This is a genomic window from Microvirga sp. P4_A5 (genome assembly GCF_056402495.1).
The window spans coordinates 1-19,548 of record NZ_JBFUHH010000034.1; the positions used below are offsets into that span (position 1 = coordinate 1).

The window sequence follows — 19,548 nt, forward strand, 5'->3', positions numbered from 1 at the left end:
AGCACGATATACAGCCCGAACGAGAGAACGGCCGCGTCGATGGCCGTGAAGGCGAACGCCATCCACGGCCGGAACAGGCGAGTCCAAGCGAGAGCAAAGGATGCCAACCCCACGAGGAGGAAGCCACCCAGTGCAACCGTAACGATGCGGGAAGGCTCAACGATGAGATCGGACCCGGCAGGTGCATCGAACTGGAAGGAAACCGTTATCCAGACGAGGAGAACAAGAGCCACGATGGCTCTCAGCAGACCGATCATCTGTTCGGCTTCCAACTCGGCCTGGGTGATCAGCTTTTCGGTGAGAGAGGATGGCATCGTGTCCTCCGAAACGGCCCTACAGACGTGCTCGTCATGAAGAGCGCGGCCGCGAATGCCTGGTCGTAATTTGGCGCCAACTCGCGATCTGGAAGACACCCGGCCTCCTACTTAGCACCGGGGCTTAACCAGAGAGCCGTCATTATCGACACCAAAAAGCCGCAAGAAACTATGGCCCTGCACTCAACGCCCATGGCGGACATCACTATCATCACGAGCCTGCGTGCCCGGTTGATCAAGATCAAGGCGGGGCGGCCTAGGGGCGTCAGAATTCAACGGCCTTGATCGAAGCGTCGATATGAATGGGACGCCGAATCCGTTGCCCGAGCTTACGTCCGCCCGGATTGGGATTAGTCAACGACAGAGCGTTTTTGCCGACTAAATTGTAGGGCTCGGCTCCGCGCTCGTGAGGAATAAGCGCCGCGAGATTCCGATAAGGCCAGGACCCATCGAAGGAGGATTCGATGACGTTTTGTGCACTACCACGCGCGGCCACCTTCGCCGCCATTGTCGTCGCCGGCGTGACGGCCGCAGCCGCACAAACGACCTCGACCGACTCGCACCATCCCGATACGGCGGTCGCACAGGCGACGCCGCCTTCCGGTATGATGGGCCAAGCCCCGGGAGCGCAGCCCGGCCAACCCAGCATGATGGGTCCGAGCAGGATGCAGCGCGGCATGATGGGTCAAGACATGATGAGCATGCCCGGGCACATGAAGATCATGTTCGCCATCGCCGACCTAGACGGCGATGGCGCGCTCTCCTTCGAGGAGGTGACGACCATTCATAAACGGATCTTCGACAAAGTTGACGCGAACAACGACGGGAAAGCGACGCCCGAGGAGGTTCAATCGTTCATGCGGGAGTAATCGGCCTCCCGCGATTCCGCGAACGGGACGTTAGGGGACGTAGAGTCGAATGGGAGAACTGATCCGGAAATCTCCGAAATGGGTCAGGCTACAAAGTAGATTGCTCACATTGAACGTCTGCTTGTCGGCCGTGAGCTGACCGAGACAGTACTTCCGGGGTGTGCCAAATACTGAAGGCGTCAAGGTCCGCCGTGATGGACTGGCGGATCCAGCCCTGCACCGCGATCAGAAACTCCGTACCTACATCCACCCCAACGTGAGCCCGGTGAGCGCAAGGTAACGGGCGGTCTTGGCCACCACTACCAGGGCGAGGAATACTGGGAAGGGCTCACGCAGGAGACCTGCGACGATGGTCAGCGGGTCACCGATGATCGGCATCCATGACAGCAGGAGCGTCCAGCGCCCGTAGCGGTGATACCAGCCTTCAGCCTTGCCGACCTGTTTCTTGGTGACTGGAAACCACTTGCGGCCCTCGAAGTGCACGATGAAGCGGCCCAGGAACCAGTTTACGCAGGAGCCGAGGATGTTGCCGAGGCTTGCGACGAAGACCAACAGCCAGACCTGATAATGCTCGGCCACCAGCATACCAAACAGGACCAACTCTGACTGGAACGGGAGGATCGTCGCCGACAGGAAGGCAGCCCCGGCCAGTCCGAGGTATTCAAGCCAATGTTCCATGGAAGATCCATCACGGGCCCTGCGCGTCCCAGGAAGTGACGCGCAGGGATGCCTGTTTACTTCGCCTGCTTGAGGCTGCCGAAGTCGCCGCTCGCGGTCAGCCTGACCGTGACCGGGGCAGAGCCGCGGTTGCGCCAGAACCAGCCATGATTGCCGTCGAAGGCCGCCGTAAGTTCGCCCTCATCCGCGGGCACGCCGCGGCCCTTCGAGTACGACGTCTCATTGCCGCCCGGACCATCACCATGGGTGTCATGGTTCACCGTGCCACCCTGGACCTTCCAGGAATAGGTCAGCTTCGCGCCCTTCCTCATGTCGGCCTTGACCTCGGTGCCCTCGCCCGGCTTGAGCGTGACGGAGAACTCCTGGGACTTGGCCGCTGCCGGGATCTGCGCCTGTGCCGAGCCGATGACGAGCTTGCAAAAATCCAGCCGAGCAGGCTGGATCGTTGCTGAGGAGCCGCCGGAGTGGCCGGCGCCACGGGGGCGGCGGGCGCCTGGCCTGCTTGGTCCTTTGCCCGGTCGGCTTCAGCCTCCTCATGAAGCTGGGTCTTGATCTCGCCCATCTCAGCGAGCCCGAGGGCGCGCCCGGCACCCGTCGGGTCGATGCCGTACTCGGACGGCAGGACCACCGTGACAAGGAGCCCCGCTAGTGCGGGGCCCGCTGATGCAAGGCGACAGGACATGCAGGACGATCATGTCCTTCCTGAGACGGCCGAGGAACCCTGCCGCGCTGCCTGCCTGGTGGGCCAGGATCCGTGCAGGGCATCGATCGTGAAGGCATGAGAATGAGTATGACCGTGGCCGATATGCTCCCGCAGGTGCGGATAGTCCGGCAGGAGGTCCGGATGGCCATGCGCGATCTCCTCGGGATCGTCCGCAGGCCAGAGCCGAGCCGCCAGGACGAACCCGAGCAAGGTCACCAGCCCGAGCACGCCCAAGGTCGCGGGAATGCCGACCGCACGCCCCAGCCAACCCGCCAGCGGGTAAGTCAGGAGCCAGCACACATGCGAGAGCGCAAACTGGGCGGCGAACAGGGCGGGACGGTCCTCTTCCCGGGCGGAGCGCCGCAGCAGTCGGCCTGTCGGCGTCTGCACCGCCGAGTAGCCGATCCCGAGCAGGGCCCAAGTGATCAGCAAGGCCGTCCAGCCAATCGGGCCGCTCCAGGTCGCTGCGGCAAAGGCCAGCAGAACCACACCCAGCAATGCCGCAGCCGGCAGCATAACGGCGCGGTCGGGCAGTCTATCAAGCACGCGCGGCAGCAGGAGCGCCGCGACCATTGAGCCGCCGCCGAAGCACGCGAGCGCCATCGCAACGTCGTCCTCCGGCAGTCCCAGCACGCCGCGGATGATGACGACCGTGTTGACGATAACCATGGCCCCTGCCGCCGCGACCGAAAGGTTGAGGGCCAGCAGCCCGCGCAAGCGCGGGGTCTTGAGATAAATCCGCAGGCCACGTGTGGTCTTGTCGTAAATGCCGCTCTTGTGCTCGGACACGACTGCCTGCGGGAGCCGTACAGACAGCACCAGGGCAGCGGAGCACAGGAAGCCGATGACCGTGCCGCCGAACAGCGAATGGAAGTTGACGACGGTCAGGAGGGCTGCCGCCAGAGCCGGGCTGAGCAGGCTTTCGAGGTCGTAGGCGAGGCGCGAGAGCGAGAGCGCCCGGGTATAATCCTTCTCGTCCGGCAACACGTCCGGGATGGTGGCCTGGAATGTCGGCGTGAACGCCGCCGAGGCCGATTGCAGCAGGAAAACGAGGACATAGATCTGCCAGACTTCGCTGATGAATGGCAGCAGCAGCGCGATTGCCGCCCGGACCAGGTCCATCGCCACCAGGAAGGCGCGCCGGGGAAGCTGGTTGGCGAAGGCTCCGACGATGGGAGCCACGCCGACATAAGCCACCATCTTGATGACGAGTGCCGTGCCGAGCACCACCCCCCCGTCCGCTCCGGCGAGTTCGAAGGCAAGAAGGCCGAGCGCCACGGTCAGCAGGCCCGTGCCGGCAAGCGCGATCACCTGGGCCGCGAACAGGTGGCGGTAGGTGCGGTTGGCGAGAACGTCGAGCATGAGTGGATCTCTAACCGAGTTGGAACCTGCGAAGCCGCGACGGAAGGAACGCGGCGGATGCCTGCCAAGCAGCATTCGGCTTGTTAGATCCCCTCCAGGGGGATTGGACATGCCCATGATCCACGCAAGCCACCCCGACATCATTGCTCGCCTCAAGCGGGCGCACGGCCACCTCGCCTCCGTCACCCAGATGATCGAGGCGGGCCGCCCCTGCGTCGACCTCGCCCAGCAGCTCCATGCAGTCGAGAAGGCGATCTCCAGCGCGCGCGAGTTGATCCAGGGTCACATCGACCGTTGCCTAGAAGATGCCGTCGGTCAGAACGGCCGCCTGGCGAAGGCGGCGCTCGCCGAGTTCAAGGCGCTCACGAAATACCTCTAAGGATCCGATGTTGAACACCGAAATCCCTCCCTTCATGGTCACTACGACATGACAGGGGAAACCAGCCCCCGTCACCCCCTGCCATCTGATCCCCGAGCCTCCCGGGGCGAGCCGACCTATCCGCTGAGGACCCTTTGGGCACTTAGCACGCCAGCCCGCTGCGATCGGTAACGCCGATCCACCAGGGTGCCGCTACAGCCAACGGCGGACGCGCGAGCTGTAGTCCCGGTACACCTCGCCGAACTTGCGCTCGAGATAGGCTTCCTCTCGGGCCACGACGCCGTAGCGGATCACGAGCGCGAAGGGCACCAGCACAAACAGTAGCCAGGGATCGTCCAACGCGATGGCCAGGCCGATCAGACCCAGGACCATGGCGGTGTGTTCATCAGCCTTCTCGCGTTAAGACCAAAGCCAGTCGTCACCAATCAGCGTTCCTCCGGCGGCTTGATGGCCGAGAACTGCCGCAGCAGCATGAGGTCGTAGGCCGCCTTCAGGGTGCCGGCGAGGACAAGCGGCCAACCGAACGGAGAAACGGTCAGCAGCCATCCCGACAGGAGCGGGGCGAGGGCCGACGCGAGGCTCCGGGGCACGGCCGTGACGCTCGCGGCGGCAGGCCTCTCCTCCGGCCGCACCACTGCCATAACGTAGGAGGACCGGGTCGGCACATCCATCTGGGACAGCAGCCCCCGCAGGATCAACAGCCCGAACGCGATCCAGACCGTGGGCGCGAAGGCGGTCAGGATCAGAAAGACGCTCGACGGCAGGTGCGTGAACACCATCGTGTTGATCAAGCCGAACCGTCGAGCCAGCGGCACCGCCGCGAAATATGAAACCGCGGAGCAGAGGCTGGTGACGAAAAAGATTGCCCCAATAGTGGAGATGTTGATCCCGAACCGTTGGCTCAGCCAGAGCGCCAGGAGGGCATTGATGACGAGCCCTCCGCCGAAGGCGTCGACCGAGAAGAGGACCGCCAGGCGGTAGACGATCCCGCGAGACGGACCCAAGGGCGCTGGCGGATTGTCCGTGCCGGCCTCCACCCTCGACGAGAGACGGTGGTAGAGCAGGAACGTGAGGCCACCCAGGAGACCGTAGAGTCCGAAGAGAACCTCCGACGTCGTCGCCGGCGCGACAACGGGTGCCAGCCAATCGACAACGCCGACCGAGAGCGCTCCGAGGGCGCCAAAGAAGGCGCCGACAAAGCTGTAGCGGGCGAAAGCCGCCGTCCGATCGTCGTCCGAGACCACATGGGAAAGGACGGTGTGTTCGAGGGGCAAAAAGACGCTGACGTCACCGCCTGACGGATTGAGGGTTCCGATAAAGGCGACCAGGAGCAGTGGCCAGAAGTCCTCGATACCTGCGAAACCCAATCCGGTTGCCAGCATGAGAAGGGCTGCGACCAGCAGGGCTCGACGCCGCGGGATCCGGTAGGCGACGAGCCCGAGCGCAAGCGTCAACATGGCTGATCCCAGCAATGACGCGGTCGAGATGACCCCGACACCGAAGGCATCGTAGCCAAGGCGCGCCATATGGAGCGGCAGCAGGATCGCGATGTAGCCGTCGCCGAACGCGCGCAAGGACCGGGCCCAGAGAATGCGCCGAATGTCCGGCGGCAGAGTTTGCTTCGAGCGGGTCCGGCTGCCCACATCAGATCGCGGTTCGGCTTCAACGATGCTGCTAGTTGATGGCATGCAGCGTCCCCTTCGAAAACAGGACGCGATGCTTGGGCATGCCGCCTCGTGGGGAGATCGCGATCCCCATAGCGTCAGTAGATGTTCTTGGAATTTTTCTGTCAACTGGGCGAGTTTGCCCGTGTTCTAAGGTCGCTTAGGGTCAAAGACGAAAGTCCCTCGCAATGGCGATACGTCCGCACCTGCCGCACTCGGTACCTCGTCGAGGTGAGAGCGGCGAAAACGCCCGAGCTCAACGTTTGAAACCAGGTGCAAAGCGGCAACGGCGCGGCAGGCACTCCTTTTTACTCAAACCACTTGACCTTCCCACCGTGGGAAGCCTCAGCGTTCGAATCATCACTATCGCAAAGGAGCGAAAACACATGTGCGGATGCTCAACCCACCGATCCAGCACTGGAACGACGGCCATGCCAACGAACGGCAGCCTCACTCTCCGAGTCGACGACATGACCTGCGGGCATTGCGCCGGTACGATCAAGCAGGCGGTCGAGGCCGCGATCCCGGGAACGCATGTTGATGCGGACCCTGCCACGAAGCTGTTGTCGATTCAGGGCACCGCCGACCTGTCCGCGGTGAAGACTATCGTCACCGAGGCCGGATACACACCTTCAGTGGCAGTCTGAATCCCTCAAGGCAAGACGGTCCGGATGGTCACACGGCCCTCTGGGCCGGATTGTCGAAGCATTCCTTTCATGACACATATGCGCTTACGACGACGGAGTTCACCCTTGCGGCTAACGGGCCTCATCATCGCTGTTCTGCTTGCGGTAACCGCGGGGATCTTCCTGATTTCCACGCCGCATGCTGCTGAGTCCGGTGACCGGCTGACATTGGCAGAATCCATTGCGGGTCATGTCATTGGGGCACACTCCCATGAGGGCGCGGTCGAGCGAGACCAGACATCCGCCCACGATCATGCCTCTGCCCAGAAGGACTGCGACGACCCGGCCTCGGGAACTCACGGCGGCGACGGAGCCGCGTGCTGCAACATGGGCGCCTGCCACGCGGTCCAGGCGATTGCCGCTCCGACGGTTCAGATGCGCGGCGCCTCCGCCGTCGTTCTTGCCATGGTCGGCGACGAGCAGGTCGAGGGCGTCATCACAGGTGGGCTCGACAGGCCACCACGAACCGTCTGACGCAGGAGCGGGCGATCAGCGCCCGCACGCATCGGCACGGCTGCTCGCAAGACAAGCCATGTCCGACCTGAAGCTCAAGCCGGTCATCCTCCCGCGCACTTGCTGAACGTCGACTCAAGGAAAAGGCGGACATGCCGCCCATCCTGACGTCGACCGCGTGCCGTGGAGGTCTATCCGGAGACGGACCCCATGCTGAAACTCATTCCACTCGCGGCGCTCGGCCTTGGCCTGGCCGCCTGCGTGCCCTCCCAACACCCCTCCTATCTAGTCGCGGCGGCCGATCCGGCCGTGGGTACCCGACCGCCGGCCTACTCCTCCGTTACCCATGGCGTGCGCGGGTACGACGTCGTGGATCCGGGCGATTGGCGCGAGCTCAACCGGCGGATCGGCCCCGGGGCCGAGGCCGAGCGTGACAACAGCGGCGATGCCGCCCGCCGGGGCCGCTGACCCATGCGCAAGGACACCACAACGATGACTGGTAACGAACATGCGGGAGCGGCGCGCCGATTGCGGCTTCTCGGAAGCGCCGCCGCCGCCCTGATCTTGGGTGGCTGCGTCTCGTTTTCGGCGGATGGCGGGCTGTCGACCGCGCAGACGGTCGCCTACACGCAACTGAGCAAGGATGTGGTGAAGGTCGCCAGCGAGGCCGATGCCCTCTTCGCGCAGCAGAAAGCCGAGACTCTCCTCAGCCGCCCCCTGACTCCCGACAGCGCCGTCCAGATCGCCCTTCTCAAGAACAGGGGCCTGCAAGCCGCGTTCAATGACCTCGGCGTCTCGGAAGCCGCATACATCCAGACAAGCCTGCCCCCAAACCCGACGGTGGCCTTGGCCCGTCTCGGCGGTAGCCTGGAACTCGAGATCGAACGCCAGATTCTCATTGGTCTGTTCGAACTCGCCACGCTGCCTGCCCGGACCGCTATCGCCGAGCAGCGTTTCCGTGCCGCCCAGTTCCGTACAGCCGAGGCCGTGCTCCGGCTCGCTGGCGAGACGCGCCGGGAATACTACCGGGCCATTGCCGCCAACCAACAGGTCGCCTTCCTGCAACAGGCACTCGGCACGGCGGAGACGGCATCGGAGCTTGCCAAGCAACTCGGCGAGAGCGGTGCGCTCAACAAGCTGGAGCAGGCTCGCGAGCACGCCTTCTACCAGGAACTCGGAGCCCAGCTCGCCCGAGCCCGGATCGAGCAGAAGGTTGCGCGCGAACGCCTGATCCGGCAGCTCGGGCTGTGGGGCCGGGACATCGACTTCCGCCTTCCCAACTCGTTGCCGCCCCTGCCGGGCCGCATCGCCTCCGCCAAAGACGTCGAACGCCGGGCGCTCGAGCAGCGCGTCGACATCCAAGCGCTGCGCCATGACCTGAACGCCGTCGCCGGCCAATACGGTCTGACCAATGCCACCCGCTTCGTGACCGACATCGAACTCGCCGGCCTCTCCAGCTACGAACGCACGACGTCACTGCTCGTCGATCAAGGCGGCGTCGAGGTCGAGCGCGACGCGGTCAAACGAAAGGGCCTGGAAGTCGAGTTCACCATCCCGCTCTTCGACTTCGGCGCGGTTGGCGTCCGTAACGCTAAGGAGACCTATCTTGCCGCGGCCAACCGCCTGGCGGAGCGGGCCGTCAATGCCCGTTCCGAGGCGCGCGAGGCCTATCTGCGCTACAAAGGAAACTACGACCTTGCCCGCCACTATCAGGGTCGCATCCTGCCTCTGCAGAAAACCATCCAGGACGAGGCCCTGCTGCAATACAGCGGCATGCTCGTCGATGTCAGCCAGCTCATCCTCGACGCCCGCGCCCGAATCCTCAGCAACGTCGACGCCATCAATGCCCGCCGCGACTTCTGGATCGCCGCGACCGACCTCAAGGCCGCCCTCGTCGGCGGCGGGGCCGGCAGCGGTGGAGAACGCGGTGGTGAGGCCGTCGCTTCCGCCGCCGGCGGCGGTGGCGGCGGACACTGATCAAGGAAAGACCCCATGACCGACCTATCGCGCAGGAATTTCCTCGGTGCCGGAGGCCTCGCCCTTGCCGGGGCGTCGATGATCAGCGGACGCACGCAGGCCGCGGGCCTGCCCGAGGCGCCGACCATGACCGAGGCCACGATGCAGCCGCCGCTCTATCCAAGGAGCGGACCAGACTACCAACCTGTCGTAACGCTCAACGGCTGGACCCTGCCCTGGCGGCAGAACGGCGACTGGAAGGAGTTCCATCTTGTCGCGGAACCCGTCGTACGCGAACTCGCGCCGGGCATGAAGGCGCACCTCTGGGGCTACAACGGCCAGTCGCCGGGGCCGACGATCGAGGCCGTTGAGGGCGACAAGGTGCGCATCTTCGTCACCAACAGACTGCCGGAGAACACGGCGGTGCATTGGCACGGCCAGCTCCTGCCCAACGGCATGGACGGCGTGGGCGGCCTGACCCAGCCGCACATCCCTCCGGGCAAGACATTCGTGTACGAGTTCATCTGCCAGAAGTCGGGCACCTTCATGTACCACCCGCACTCGGACGAGATGGTGCAGATGGCCATGGGCATGATGGGCTTCTTCGTCGTCCATCCACGCGACCCGGCCGAGCGCCGGGTTGACCGCGACTTCGTGTTCCTGCTCAACGCGTTCGACATCGAGGCCGGAAGCTACGTGCCTAAGGTCAACACGATGCTCGACTTCAATCTCTGGTGCTGGAACTCGCGCGTGTTCCCCGGCATCGACCCGCTCGTGGTGCGCCAGGGCGACAAGGTCCGCATCCGGTTCGGCAACCTGACTATGACGAACCACCCGATCCACATGCACGGCTACGATTTCAAGGTGACGGGCACCGACGGCGGCTGGGTGCCGGAGACGGCGCAATGGCCCGAGGTCTCCGTCGACGTCGCGGTGGGCCAGATGCGTGCCTTCGAGTTCCTGGCCGACGCTCCGGGCGACTGGGCCATCCACTGCCACAAGTCGCACCACACCATGAACGCCATGGGCCACGACGTGAAGACCTACATCGGCGTGAACATGAAGAAGACCGCCGCGGCCATCAAGAAGGTGGCCCCGGGCTACATGCCGATGGGCTCGGCCGGCATGGGCGAAATGGGCAGCATGGAGATGCCGCTGCCCGACAACACGCTGCCGATGATGACGGGTTTCGCGCAATTCGGCCCTGTCGAGATGGGCGGCATGTTCTCGGTCGTGAAGGTGCGGTCGGGTCTCGCTGCGGACGATTACAAGGATCCCGGCTGGTACAGGCACCCGGAGGGAACGGTCGCCTATGAGTGGACGGGCGAGAAGCTCGCCGAGCCCTCCCGCGCGACCCCGCCCGACAGCAGCGCGAAGGCGGCGGAATTCCGGGCCATCGACCCACGCAAGAGACCCGTTCGCACCGGCAGCGGCCACGACAACCACTTATCCCAACACGACCGATGCAAAAGGAGCAATCGATGAAGACTCGTCTATCCACTCTAATGGGCGCCGCCACGGCGATGGCGCTGTCGACCGGTCTCGCGCTCGCCGGATCTGGCGAGGCCGGCCACAGCCACAAGTCATTCGCGACCGGTGAGCCGGGCGATCCGAAGAAGCCGGTCGCCCGCACGATCGACGTCGCCATGAAGGAGACCGACGACGCGAAGATGTTGTTCGAGCCGAACAACATCGAAATCAAGCGCGGCGAGCAGGTGAAGTTCGTGCTCAAGAACCACGGCCAGGTCGACCACGAGTTCATGCTCGACACGGTCGAGCGGAATGCCAAGCACAAGATCGCCATGGAGAAGAACCCGGACATGGAGCATGACGACCCGAACGGGAAGCGCCTCGCGCCTAAGGGTTCCAATGAGATCATCTGGCGCTTCACCAAGGCCGGCGCCTTCGAATTCGCCTGCCTGATCCCGGGTCACTACGAGTCCGGCATGCACGGCACCGTCATCGTCAAATGACGGCCCCTGTTCACGTCCCAATCCGACAAAGGAGTATCGTTATGAAGCGTATCGCTATTGGCCTGATCGCCGCTCTGATTCTCTCGGGCGCTGCCGTTGCGCAAAGCCTGCCGACCGTTTCCGGCAAGGTCGAAAAGGTCGACCAGACCGCTGGCAAGATCACCATCGATCACGGCGCAATTCCGAACCTAAAGATGGATGCCATGACCATGGTGTTTCGCACACCGGATCCGGCCATGCTCAAGGGCCTGAAGGCCGGCGACAAGGTGCAGTTCACCGCCGATCGGGTGAACGGCCAGATCAGCGTCACGTCGATCAAGAAGGGCTCGTGATCCCATGCCGCTCCGCAGACCGGCTGCGGGGCGGCCCTCCCTATTCAAGAGGCATTCCGCATGAAACGCTTGACCATCACACTCACTGCTGTCGGCGCCGTCCTGGCCGTCCTCGCGATCGGACCCGATCGCATCGCGCTGGCGCAACCCGCCAAAGGAGCTCTGGCCGCCTACGAGCGGGTGCTCGATGTCATGAACGGCCGCTTCAAGGACGTGAAGCTCGCCGGCGACCCTGACCGGGATTTCGCCACCCTTGCGATCACGCACCACGAGGACCTGATATTCCTGGCGAGGACGCAGCTTGAGCACGGCGGCGACGAAAACCTGCGACGACTGGCGCAGCGGATTGTGGAAGAGCAGCAGAAGCAGATTTCCGAACTGAAGGATTGGCAGGTGCGCAACCGCCAGTCCGACTACCGTGCCCGGGCCGACCAGCCGCCGCACGGGTCGGGGCCGCTCGACCGGGCGGCTGCGCCGGCCCGACAATTGCAGGCAGCCGGCCCGGCGCAGCCCGCCGCACTGGCCGTCACCGCGAGTCAACTCCCCATGGTGTCTGGCACGGTAGAGAAGGTCGATACAGCCCAAGGGAAGGTGACCATCGAGCATGGGCCGATCCCGAACCTGGACATGGATGCGATGACGATGGTGTTCCGGACGCAGGATCCCGCGGTCGTCAAAGGCATTAAGGCGGGCGACAGAATCAGGTTCCAGGCCGACCGCGTGAACGGGCAGATCAGCGTCGTGAGGATCCAGAAGGGAAAGTAGCGGCAGCAGCGGCGGACGGCTCAAGGCGAGACGCTTGACCTTCCCATTCATGGGAAGCCTCAAGCTGAAACTTCGAATGCAAACGCAGTGGAGAACGGCGATGAGCAATGACCAGGCGACCAAGGGGCACGGCCACGAGGGTCATGGTCGTGATCATGGTCGAAGCGCGCACGTGGTGCACCTCTAGGAGCCTTATTCCGCCGCAAAGGTGACGAATCCGGTCTGCGGGATGATGGTCGACCCGCAGACCACCGCTCATCGGACCCCGTACATGGGCAGGCCGCATTTCTTTTGCTCATCGGGTTGCCAGTCGAAGTATGGCCGAGCCGGCGACATACGCGCAGCCCGCAACCGAAAGGAAGGCGGATCCCGTCTCCGAGGGCACGATCTACACGTGCCCGAGTCACCCCCAGATCCGCTCGGTGGGGCCTGGTTCCTATCCGATCTGCGGGATGGCGCTCGAACCCGTGCTGGCGACCACCGAGACAGGTCCCAGTCACGAACTCGTCGACATGACGCGCCGCTTCTGGATCGGCCTTGCAATTCCGCTGCCCGTTGTGGCGCTGGAAATGGGCGGCCATCTGACGGGTCTCAGGCGGAGGCCCAGCGCAGCCGCGCCCCGATCCAGCGCCTGGCCGACCAGGTTTCGGGCTACTTCGTGCCGGCGGTGATCGGGGTGGCGGTGCTTGCCTTCGCCGCCTGGGCTATCTGGGGACCCGAACCACAGTTCTCCTACGGGCTCGTGGCCGCCGTGGCGGTGCTGATCATCGCCTGCCCCTGGCGTTGGGGCTCGCTACGCCGATGTCAATCATGGTTGGCGTCGGCCGTGGCGCCCAAGCCGGTGTGCTGATCAAGAACGCCGAGGCGCTGGAGCACATGGAGAAGGTCGACACGCTGGTTGTCGACAAAACGGGGACGCTCACCGAAGGCAAACCGGCGGCCACTGCCGTCGTGCCGGCCCCCGGGTTCACCGAGGCCGAGGTCCTGCGGCTTTCGGCCAGCGTCGAGCGGGCGAGTGAACATCCGCTTGCGGTAGCAATCGTCGCGGCGGCGGAGAGGCAAGGTCTCGCGACAGCATCGCTCACTGATTTCAACTCGCCAACCGGCAAAGGCGCGCGGCATCGTCGAGGGTCGCCGCATCCTGCTCGGCAACAAGGCCTTCCTGGCCGAGCATGGCGTCGATGTCAGCGCCTTGGCGAACAGGCCGACAGGCTGCGCGAGGATGGTGCCACTGCGATCTTCGCCGGCGTCGACGGCAAGGTTGCGGGCGCCATCGCCATCGCAGACCAGGTAAAGGCCACGACTCCCGAGGCCCTGGCTGGCTTAAAGGCGGAGGGCGTGCGGGTGGTCATGCTTACGAGCGACAACTGGACGACCGCCAAGGCCGTCGCGCGTCGGCTCGGGATCGATGAGTTCGAATCCGAGGTCCTACCCGACCAAAAAAGCGCAGTCGTGGACAAGTTCAAGCGCGCGGGTCGCGTTGTCGCGATGGCCGGCGACGGCGTGAATGACGCCCCCGCACTCGCAGCTGCGGATGTCGGCGTCGCCATGGGGACGGGCACCGATGTGGCGATGGAGAGCGCGGGCGTCACCTTGCTGAAGGGCGACCTGACCGGGATCGTACGGGCGCGGCGGCTGTCGCGGGCGACCATGCGCAACATTCGCCAGAACCTGTTCTTCGCTTTCGTCTACAAGGCCCTCGGCGTCCCCGTCGCAGCAGGCGTACTCTGCCCGTTTTTCGGAATTCTGCTCTCGCCGATCCTCGCCGCGGCGGCGATGGCCCTGTCATCGGTTAGTGTGATCGGCAATGCCATCCGGCTCCGGACCGTCCCCCTATGACGGAAATCCCGCAATACCGTTGATACCGGGAGACCACGACATGAATACCGCAGGGGATCTTCCTTCGACGCCGAGGACATGGCGCACGATTTTGATCGGGACCTCACTGGGCTGGGGAGTCACTCTCCTATTGGCGCTCTTGGCATCTACCTCTTCGTCAGCCACACTGATCACATCTTGGCGGCCCTGCCCTATGTTCTGTTGATGGCGTGTCCGCTGATGCACCTATTCATGCACAAGGGCCACGGGGATGGACATGGAGGGCGCAAGTGACTATTGGCCGCCTGGCATGTCTAAGGCGCGCCGAACTCCCGTCAAACATCGGCGCGGGTCTTCCTCTACATGGATGGTCACGTCGCGGGACACGTAACCTTCGAGTCGTCTCACGGCACGCCGGTCCGGCATCGGCTGATCTATCTGTCAGCGCCCAATCATCCGGTTGTAAACAGGAACGAATAGGACCGCTGCGATCCATGCCGCCGCGGCGCTGCCAATGATGCCCTCGACGAAGGTCCGAACGAAATTGTCAGGCTGTGTTGCGAAGAGAGTGACCCATCCATGGGCAAGGCCAGAGGTCGGCCACACAAAGGACAGCAGATAACAGATCACAAACATTCCGACGAGGGTGCTCGTCAGGGCCCATCCCAGGGCCTTGAGGTGCAACGGGGTGCTATGGCGCGTATCGTCCGCGGAAATAGGGTTGATCAGGGTTGAGAAGGTCATGATTGCCTCCCTTAAGGGTCCGGCTTCATTGGCACTGATTATACACTCCCTTCACGATCACTGTATCGGGGAAATTGGAACGCCGTTCGGCTACAATGCTTGATCTGGAACAATGTCCACATGGGTGGGCGAGGTAATCTTGAGCGCATGATTCAGGTACGGTCGCTGATCTGCCGCCTCTTCCGCTGCGTTCTTGCTGCGGTGCTGGTCGTTGGAACGTTCGGACCGCCAGCCATGGCCGCTGGAGTTCAGCATCAGACCGTTTCTGTCATCGTCTCCCAAGTGCCCGCAATTCACGATTGCTGCGACCCAGGGCCCGAGAGGATGGATAGTGGCTGCCCTATCGCCTGTACCCAATCCTCCTGCAGCGTCATGGGTCTCCCCGCATCTGGAGCCGCGGCTTCTTCTGGAATCCGCAAACATTTGGGGTGGTCGGGCACGACGGCACGTTTGGCCGGGATTGTCTTGAAACCGGTTACGCCTCCTCCACGAACCTGACGCTCAGGACACCATCTGTCCGCGTCTCATGCAGGCCATCGTCTTTCGGAAACCCGACTGTTCTCCAGGAGAACTATCATGAACTCATCTTTTCTCGCACTCGTCCTCGCCGCGGGCCTATCGCTGCCGGCCCTCGCCCAGCAAACGGCGCCTTCAGCTGCCGATCACAATGCTCATCATCCCGGAGACGCGCAGGCACAGGCCAGTCCAACGACAGGCAGCCCTCAGGTGCAGATGAGCACTATGCCCGCACCACAAGGGGCAACACCCGGCATGGGGGGTGGCAGGATGGGCCAAGGCAGCCAGCGTCCCGGTGGCATGATGTCGGGGATGGGACAGAACATGATGATGAGCTGCCCGATGATGCAGAGTGGCATGCCGGGCATGATGGGCCGCGGAGCGGGCCCCGTGCCGAGCGGAGGTGCCCGCGGTGATCAGGGCGTCGCCTCGCTCGCCATGAACGCGGTGAACGAACGCATGCACCGCGAGATGACGATCGAATACACGGGAAACGTGGACGCCGACTTTGTCCGGAACATGATCAGTCACCATCAGGGCGCCATCGACATGGCCAAGATCGAGGCTGCCTTCGGCAAGGATCCCAAGATGCGCGAACTCGCCCAGACCGTCATCAAAGCGCAGGAGGACGAGGTCAGCATGATGAAGTCCTGGCTTGCCGCAAACTCGAAGCAGTGAGGTCGCTGTCATGAATCCCAACCTGATGATCAGCCGACGAGCGCTCATCGTCGGCCTCGCTGCCGCACCTCTTGTCCTGTCCGCCCGATCTATCGCGTCCGCCGAAACCCTGCCGAAAATGACGGTCACCAAAGAACCGAGTTGCGGCTGCTGCGGCGCGTGGGTCGATCACGTTCGCAAGGCAGGATTTCCGGTCGAGGTAGTCGAGTCCCCGGGCGTGAACCGCCTCAAGACCCGTCTCGGCGTTCCTCAGGCGCTCGCCTCCTGCCATACGGCCGAAGTCAGTGGCTACGTCATTGAGGGCCACGTTCCCGCTGATGCCATCAAACGGCTACTCGCTGAGAAGCCAAAGGCCAGGGGCATCGCGGTCCCGGGCATGCCGGTCGGCTCCCCCGGAATGGAGATCGAGGGAGTTCAGAACGACACCTACGACGTCGTCTTGTTCGGAGCCGCGCGTCAGACCACCTTTGGCCGCTATCGCGGAGTCCAGCGATCCTAGAGTCCAGAGCGAACCGCTCCGGCCTCGAAGGCAGGGAACGGTTCGCCTATACGAGGAACTACCTGAGCACTTGCTTTCCAGTTTCTTATTACGTGTGACCCGTTCCAACGTCTGCCTCGGTTCAAAGTACGCTGTACAAGTATTTACCTGAAGGTCCGCTTCTCGGCGGCGAGTCCGTACCATGGAGCTTGCCTGTTGCGGCCAGTGAACCTTAGGGAGGCTCACGCTTTGGTTCTGTCTCAATGTATGCGACCCATCCCCCGGCTCGGCTTGCTCTTCGCCGCGTCCGTCAGCCTCGTTCTGAGTGCCCTTGCGAAGGTTGAATCCGCCTACCCTCCCCGGTTTCCTCTTGCCTCCAACAGCCCGTTCTCCGGGCGGGACGATGTCTACGCGAATATTCCCGAGAAGGATGAGTTTGGACGGGATCAGCTCGCAATGTTTCGCCAGTGGAACCCAGACCCCGTGGGCCTTCACGAAGCGAACCTCAAGGCCATCAATCCAATGCTCGCCAAGGTGGTCCGCAGGGCCAAGGCGGATCATCCTGGGCTGCTCTTCGTGATCGGCTCAGGCCGGCGCGATGACAAACAGCAACGGAAGGCGGTTGCGTGGGGATGGTCCAAGACCCTGGACAGCCCTCACCGCTCCGGAAACGCTGTCGATTTGTGGCCCCTCGACGCGCAGGGCCGCGTTCTCTTTGATCCGTCGACGCATGGCCGGATCAGCGCGGCGATGAGGCAGGCAGCCGCAAAGTTGGGAGTTTCGATCCGCTGGGGTGGCCATTTCCACGGTTTCAAGGATATGGACCGGTCGCACTTTGAGCTCGTATCTGATCACTCAAGACATGTGAGACGGGCCCGCTTGCTCGCGCCATCTAGCTGACCTTTCCCGGTAACCTTCATCTCAGCAAAGTGGGCCGGTGGCGAGATAAATCCACTCTGCCACTGAGATACAGCAACTACTCTGGCAAAGAGCAGGCGCCGCTACCGCCTTCCTCCACCTGCGCCGTTGCCTCCTCCGTTTCCACCGCCTCCACCATTGCCACCGGAGTTTCCGCCACCGTTTCCATTGCCGCCGCCGTGACCGCCACCATTTCCTCCGGCGTTGCCGCCGTTTCCACCTCCGCCTGCTCCGGCGCCGCCCCGCGAACCGCTGGCATTGCCGGAGGCCTCATGGCCGTCACTGCGTCCGCGAGCGGTACCGGGCGGGGTGCCGTTATGCGGGGCATGAGCAGGGCCAAGACCCCGATCACGCGGTGAAGCCGTGCGGCCCTTCCCTTCCGCGGGCGTGCTGCTTGAATTGCCGGGATTGAGGCCCTGACGAGATCCGTCCGACCGAACCGGCGTGCCCTGAAGCGAGACACCCTCGATGCTCAGCATCCCCCTTCGATCGGACACCGCAGTCACCACGGCGGGAGCATACGATCCAGCGGGCAGTGCCACAGGGGCGTTCCCGACGACCTCTAGACCTGAACCGAGTCGCAGCCCGTTTGGCGTGCGTTCGACATAGGCCTCGATAGAAACCTGCCGGACTGGCCCCAGGAGGTCGCGCTCGTGGGCAACCCTGGTGACGTCCAGAACGCCGCCGCTATGGGTCCCTTCGAGGACAGCCCGGGTGCCGGCAAGCGCTGGGTTTGCTCCGGCGAGTCTCAGCGACCCAATCCTGAGACTGCCATCGCGGAGCTTGATCATCCTGCCGGCCACCCTGTCCGGACCCTCGGCCCTGCGCTCGATCAGGCTTGCGACGATAATCCCGTCCGGGCGACGCAGGCCGAACACTGCGACACGCTCGCCACGCCGCCACGGCTGCGGGCCGCTCAGCTTCTCTGTGGAGACGGGCTGCCCAAGCACCCTGAACACCTTGCCACCGGTCACCTCGACGGTGCCGACAACCTCGCTGGTCACATCGATCCGTCCTGTCGTCAGCACGCCATTGTGATTCTCGGCAACAACCTGCACCACATGGCCGATCTTGAGATCGGGGGCCGCACGAGGTTGCCCGTCAATCCGGATTGGTACGTCCGGCGCGTAAGTCACCCGCAGGCCATTGACGATGATGCTGCCGAACCCGCGGATCGTGCCCATGACACCCGTGCCGCCAATGCCGCGATCACCGTCCGGGTCGGTTGAAATCACTCCGGTACCGCCGATGCCACGGTCCCCTGGGTCCTGGCTTCGCGCCGCCTCCAGGGGGACGAGGAGCAACGCCAGCGCGGCCAGCCAGCAAGCGGTGGTTCGTGCAATCGCAGGGGCGCAGTCCCTCACGTCCTGGGTTCCTCGTCATTGCGATCCCTGGGCCTGTCAGCCGTCACAGGCGGCACAACCTCTTCGGAATAGACGTAGACACCGAAGTTCCACCGCCATGGACCGGGCGGTTCTCCATCGCTGGCGGCGTGGGCCTCGCGGTTGAGCTTCTGGAGCGCCTGCATCGCGACGTCGCGGGAACGTCGCTGAAGCTCCTCGGCCAACTCCTTTGTGAGGCCATCGTAGTGCACGGCCCGCTCAAGGAATGGCGGCGATGGCGCCTCCACATTAGCCACGGCCGCCGCAATATGGTCGTGCAGGTTGCGCCCGAGATAGTAGAGCTGCTGATCGTCCCCACTCCGCGGCACGAACGCTGCCTCGACCAGAACGGCCCGATCCTGGTCATCAATGACGACGAGTTTGCGATCGAGCCACTCGTCCAGCACGGCGCGGGGCCGCACATCGCGGGTGACCGAGGCAACAAGGCGCTCGAAGGAAGGCTGCGCCGGATCCGCGGTCCGGGGCAACGGCAGGGGTTGTCCGCCCGCATCGCTGAAGTCCGGATCCGCAAGCCAGCGGGCCAGAATACGGCTCGTCCGCGAAACCGTTGCCGGAACGGCGGTCACTGGCGCGCCAGCCCCACGCAGCCGACGAACCTCCTTGCGATGGACACCTGTGAGCAGATTAACCCGGCTGTCCGTCTGCTCCTTACCGAGCAAAGCAAAGTCGTACTCGGCGACATTGACGTAGAGCTCGCGCAGCAGCTCCGTGAGCATGGGAAAGGTGATCCCGCTCCGGATTAGCAGCCGCACCAGGGGACGTAGCAGACGCGCCAGAGGCGCGTGGAGCTTGGCTGGTTCAAGGGATCGGGGTGTGTCGCCGGACATCCATCCAACTAAGCAGATTGTGCGTGGGAAGC

Annotated in this window: 25 protein-coding genes and 2 pseudogenes; 17 read left to right on the plus strand and 10 right to left on the minus strand. The window is 63.9% G+C overall.

What is annotated here, in order from left to right; translation table 11 throughout:
• Positions 1-314, minus strand: a pseudogene (locus tag AC1DVM_RS11235) (hypothetical protein); the annotation flags it as partial.
• Between the two features lie 464 nt (positions 315-778).
• Here AC1DVM_RS11235 and AC1DVM_RS11240 point away from each other — a divergent pair.
• Positions 779-1,183, plus strand: a complete 405-nt coding sequence (locus AC1DVM_RS11240; RefSeq protein WP_477254519.1) for an EF-hand domain-containing protein — start codon at positions 779-781, stop codon at positions 1,181-1,183.
• Positions 1,184-1,423: 240 nt separating this feature from the next.
• Here AC1DVM_RS11240 and AC1DVM_RS11245 read toward each other — a convergent pair whose 3' ends face one another.
• The 3 genes from AC1DVM_RS11245 to AC1DVM_RS11255 all read right to left on the minus strand — a co-directional run bounded on the left by AC1DVM_RS11245 (position 1,424) and on the right by AC1DVM_RS11255 (position 3,926).
• Positions 1,424-1,861 carry a YqaA family protein gene (locus AC1DVM_RS11245; RefSeq protein ID WP_477254520.1) on the minus strand — a complete coding sequence of 146 codons (438 nt, stop codon included), beginning with the start codon at positions 1,859-1,861 and terminating at the stop codon, positions 1,424-1,426.
• A 56-nt stretch (positions 1,862-1,917) separates the two neighbouring features.
• Complete coding sequence (locus tag AC1DVM_RS11250) at positions 1,918-2,172, minus strand: hypothetical protein (RefSeq protein WP_477254521.1); 255 nt, start codon at positions 2,170-2,172, stop codon at positions 1,918-1,920.
• 380 nt (positions 2,173-2,552) lie between these two features.
• A complete protein-coding gene (locus tag AC1DVM_RS11255; protein ID WP_477254522.1) occupies positions 2,553-3,926 on the minus strand; it encodes an MFS transporter in 1,374 nt (457 codons plus the stop codon).
• 115 nt (positions 3,927-4,041) lie between these two features.
• Between AC1DVM_RS11255 and AC1DVM_RS11260 the strand changes: the two genes are divergently transcribed.
• Positions 4,042-4,305: a metal-sensing transcriptional repressor gene (locus AC1DVM_RS11260; protein ID WP_477254523.1), complete on the plus strand. Its 264-nt coding sequence runs from the start codon at positions 4,042-4,044 to the stop codon at positions 4,303-4,305.
• A 192-nt stretch (positions 4,306-4,497) separates the two neighbouring features.
• Here AC1DVM_RS11260 and AC1DVM_RS11265 read toward each other — a convergent pair whose 3' ends face one another.
• Both AC1DVM_RS11265 and AC1DVM_RS11270 read right to left on the minus strand, forming a co-directional pair.
• On the minus strand, positions 4,498-4,677 hold the full coding sequence (locus tag AC1DVM_RS11265; RefSeq protein ID WP_477254524.1) for a methyltransferase family protein: 180 nt from the start codon (positions 4,675-4,677) through the stop codon (positions 4,498-4,500).
• Positions 4,678-4,730: 53 nt separating this feature from the next.
• Entirely contained in the window at positions 4,731-5,993 is a 1,263-nt protein-coding gene (locus AC1DVM_RS11270) for an MFS transporter (protein ID WP_477254525.1), read from the minus strand.
• Positions 5,994-6,400: 407 nt separating this feature from the next.
• Here AC1DVM_RS11270 and AC1DVM_RS11275 point away from each other — a divergent pair, with 407 nt between their 5' ends.
• The 12 genes and pseudogenes from AC1DVM_RS11275 to AC1DVM_RS11330 all read left to right on the plus strand — a co-directional run bounded on the left by AC1DVM_RS11275 (position 6,401) and on the right by AC1DVM_RS11330 (position 14,246).
• Positions 6,401-6,616 carry a heavy-metal-associated domain-containing protein gene (locus tag AC1DVM_RS11275; RefSeq protein ID WP_477254526.1) on the plus strand — a complete coding sequence of 72 codons (216 nt, stop codon included), beginning with the start codon at positions 6,401-6,403 and terminating at the stop codon, positions 6,614-6,616.
• 105 nt (positions 6,617-6,721) lie between these two features.
• Positions 6,722-7,129: a hypothetical protein gene (locus AC1DVM_RS11280; protein ID WP_477254527.1), complete on the plus strand. Its 408-nt coding sequence runs from the start codon at positions 6,722-6,724 to the stop codon at positions 7,127-7,129.
• Positions 7,130-7,318: 189 nt separating this feature from the next.
• Positions 7,319-7,576, plus strand: coding sequence for a hypothetical protein (locus AC1DVM_RS11285; protein ID WP_477254528.1), 258 nt, complete (start codon positions 7,319-7,321; stop codon positions 7,574-7,576).
• Positions 7,577-7,600: 24 nt separating this feature from the next.
• On the plus strand, positions 7,601-9,085 hold the full coding sequence (locus AC1DVM_RS11290; RefSeq protein ID WP_477254529.1) for a TolC family protein: 1,485 nt from the start codon (positions 7,601-7,603) through the stop codon (positions 9,083-9,085).
• A 15-nt stretch (positions 9,086-9,100) separates the two neighbouring features.
• Complete coding sequence (locus tag AC1DVM_RS11295) at positions 9,101-10,549, plus strand: multicopper oxidase family protein (protein WP_477254530.1); 1,449 nt, start codon at positions 9,101-9,103, stop codon at positions 10,547-10,549.
• Positions 10,546-11,037: a cupredoxin domain-containing protein gene (locus AC1DVM_RS11300; protein ID WP_477254531.1), complete on the plus strand. Its 492-nt coding sequence runs from the start codon at positions 10,546-10,548 to the stop codon at positions 11,035-11,037. The genes AC1DVM_RS11295 and AC1DVM_RS11300 overlap by 4 nt, the downstream gene beginning before the upstream one ends.
• Before the next feature lie 41 nt (positions 11,038-11,078).
• Positions 11,079-11,369, plus strand: a complete 291-nt coding sequence (locus AC1DVM_RS11305; protein WP_477254532.1) for a copper-binding protein — start codon at positions 11,079-11,081, stop codon at positions 11,367-11,369.
• Positions 11,370-11,429: 60 nt separating this feature from the next.
• Positions 11,430-12,134, plus strand: coding sequence for a copper-binding protein (locus tag AC1DVM_RS11310; RefSeq protein WP_477254533.1), 705 nt, complete (start codon positions 11,430-11,432; stop codon positions 12,132-12,134).
• 317 nt (positions 12,135-12,451) lie between these two features.
• Positions 12,452-12,568 (plus strand): annotated as a pseudogene (locus AC1DVM_RS11315) (hypothetical protein); the annotation flags it as partial.
• 18 nt (positions 12,569-12,586) lie between these two features.
• Positions 12,587-12,805, plus strand: a complete 219-nt coding sequence (locus tag AC1DVM_RS11320) for a hypothetical protein (RefSeq protein WP_477254566.1) — start codon at positions 12,587-12,589, stop codon at positions 12,803-12,805.
• A gap of 130 nt (positions 12,806-12,935) precedes the next feature.
• Positions 12,936-13,973, plus strand: coding sequence for an HAD-IC family P-type ATPase (locus AC1DVM_RS11325; RefSeq protein ID WP_477254534.1), 1,038 nt, complete (start codon positions 12,936-12,938; stop codon positions 13,971-13,973).
• Between the two features lie 78 nt (positions 13,974-14,051).
• On the plus strand, positions 14,052-14,246 hold the full coding sequence (locus AC1DVM_RS11330; protein ID WP_477254535.1) for a DUF2933 domain-containing protein: 195 nt from the start codon (positions 14,052-14,054) through the stop codon (positions 14,244-14,246).
• Between the two features lie 147 nt (positions 14,247-14,393).
• On the opposite strand, the gene AC1DVM_RS11335 is transcribed toward AC1DVM_RS11330, so the two are convergent.
• Positions 14,394-14,696: a DUF5676 family membrane protein gene (locus AC1DVM_RS11335; protein ID WP_477254536.1), complete on the minus strand. Its 303-nt coding sequence runs from the start codon at positions 14,694-14,696 to the stop codon at positions 14,394-14,396.
• A gap of 90 nt (positions 14,697-14,786) precedes the next feature.
• Entirely contained in the window at positions 14,787-14,951 is a 165-nt protein-coding gene (locus AC1DVM_RS11340) for a hypothetical protein (RefSeq protein ID WP_477254537.1), read from the minus strand.
• A 321-nt stretch (positions 14,952-15,272) separates the two neighbouring features.
• Between AC1DVM_RS11340 and copM the strand changes: the two genes are divergently transcribed.
• From copM to AC1DVM_RS11355, 3 genes are all read left to right on the plus strand, one after another.
• A complete protein-coding gene (copM, locus tag AC1DVM_RS11345) occupies positions 15,273-15,890 on the plus strand; it encodes a CopM family metallochaperone (protein WP_477254538.1) in 618 nt (205 codons plus the stop codon).
• A 10-nt stretch (positions 15,891-15,900) separates the two neighbouring features.
• Positions 15,901-16,389, plus strand: a complete 489-nt coding sequence (locus AC1DVM_RS11350) for a DUF411 domain-containing protein (RefSeq protein WP_477254539.1) — start codon at positions 15,901-15,903, stop codon at positions 16,387-16,389.
• A 270-nt stretch (positions 16,390-16,659) separates the two neighbouring features.
• Positions 16,660-17,268, plus strand: a complete 609-nt coding sequence (locus AC1DVM_RS11355; protein ID WP_477254540.1) for a M15 family metallopeptidase — start codon at positions 16,660-16,662, stop codon at positions 17,266-17,268.
• Between the two features lie 101 nt (positions 17,269-17,369).
• Here the strand turns inward: AC1DVM_RS11355 and AC1DVM_RS11360 are convergent, their stop codons facing one another.
• Entirely contained in the window at positions 17,370-18,650 is a 1,281-nt protein-coding gene (locus AC1DVM_RS11360) for a DUF5666 domain-containing protein (protein WP_477254541.1), read from the minus strand.
• On the minus strand, positions 18,647-19,516 hold the full coding sequence (locus AC1DVM_RS11365) for a DUF6502 family protein (protein WP_477254542.1): 870 nt from the start codon (positions 19,514-19,516) through the stop codon (positions 18,647-18,649). The genes AC1DVM_RS11360 and AC1DVM_RS11365 overlap by 4 nt, the downstream gene beginning before the upstream one ends.
• Between the last annotated feature and the right edge of the window lie 32 nt (positions 19,517-19,548).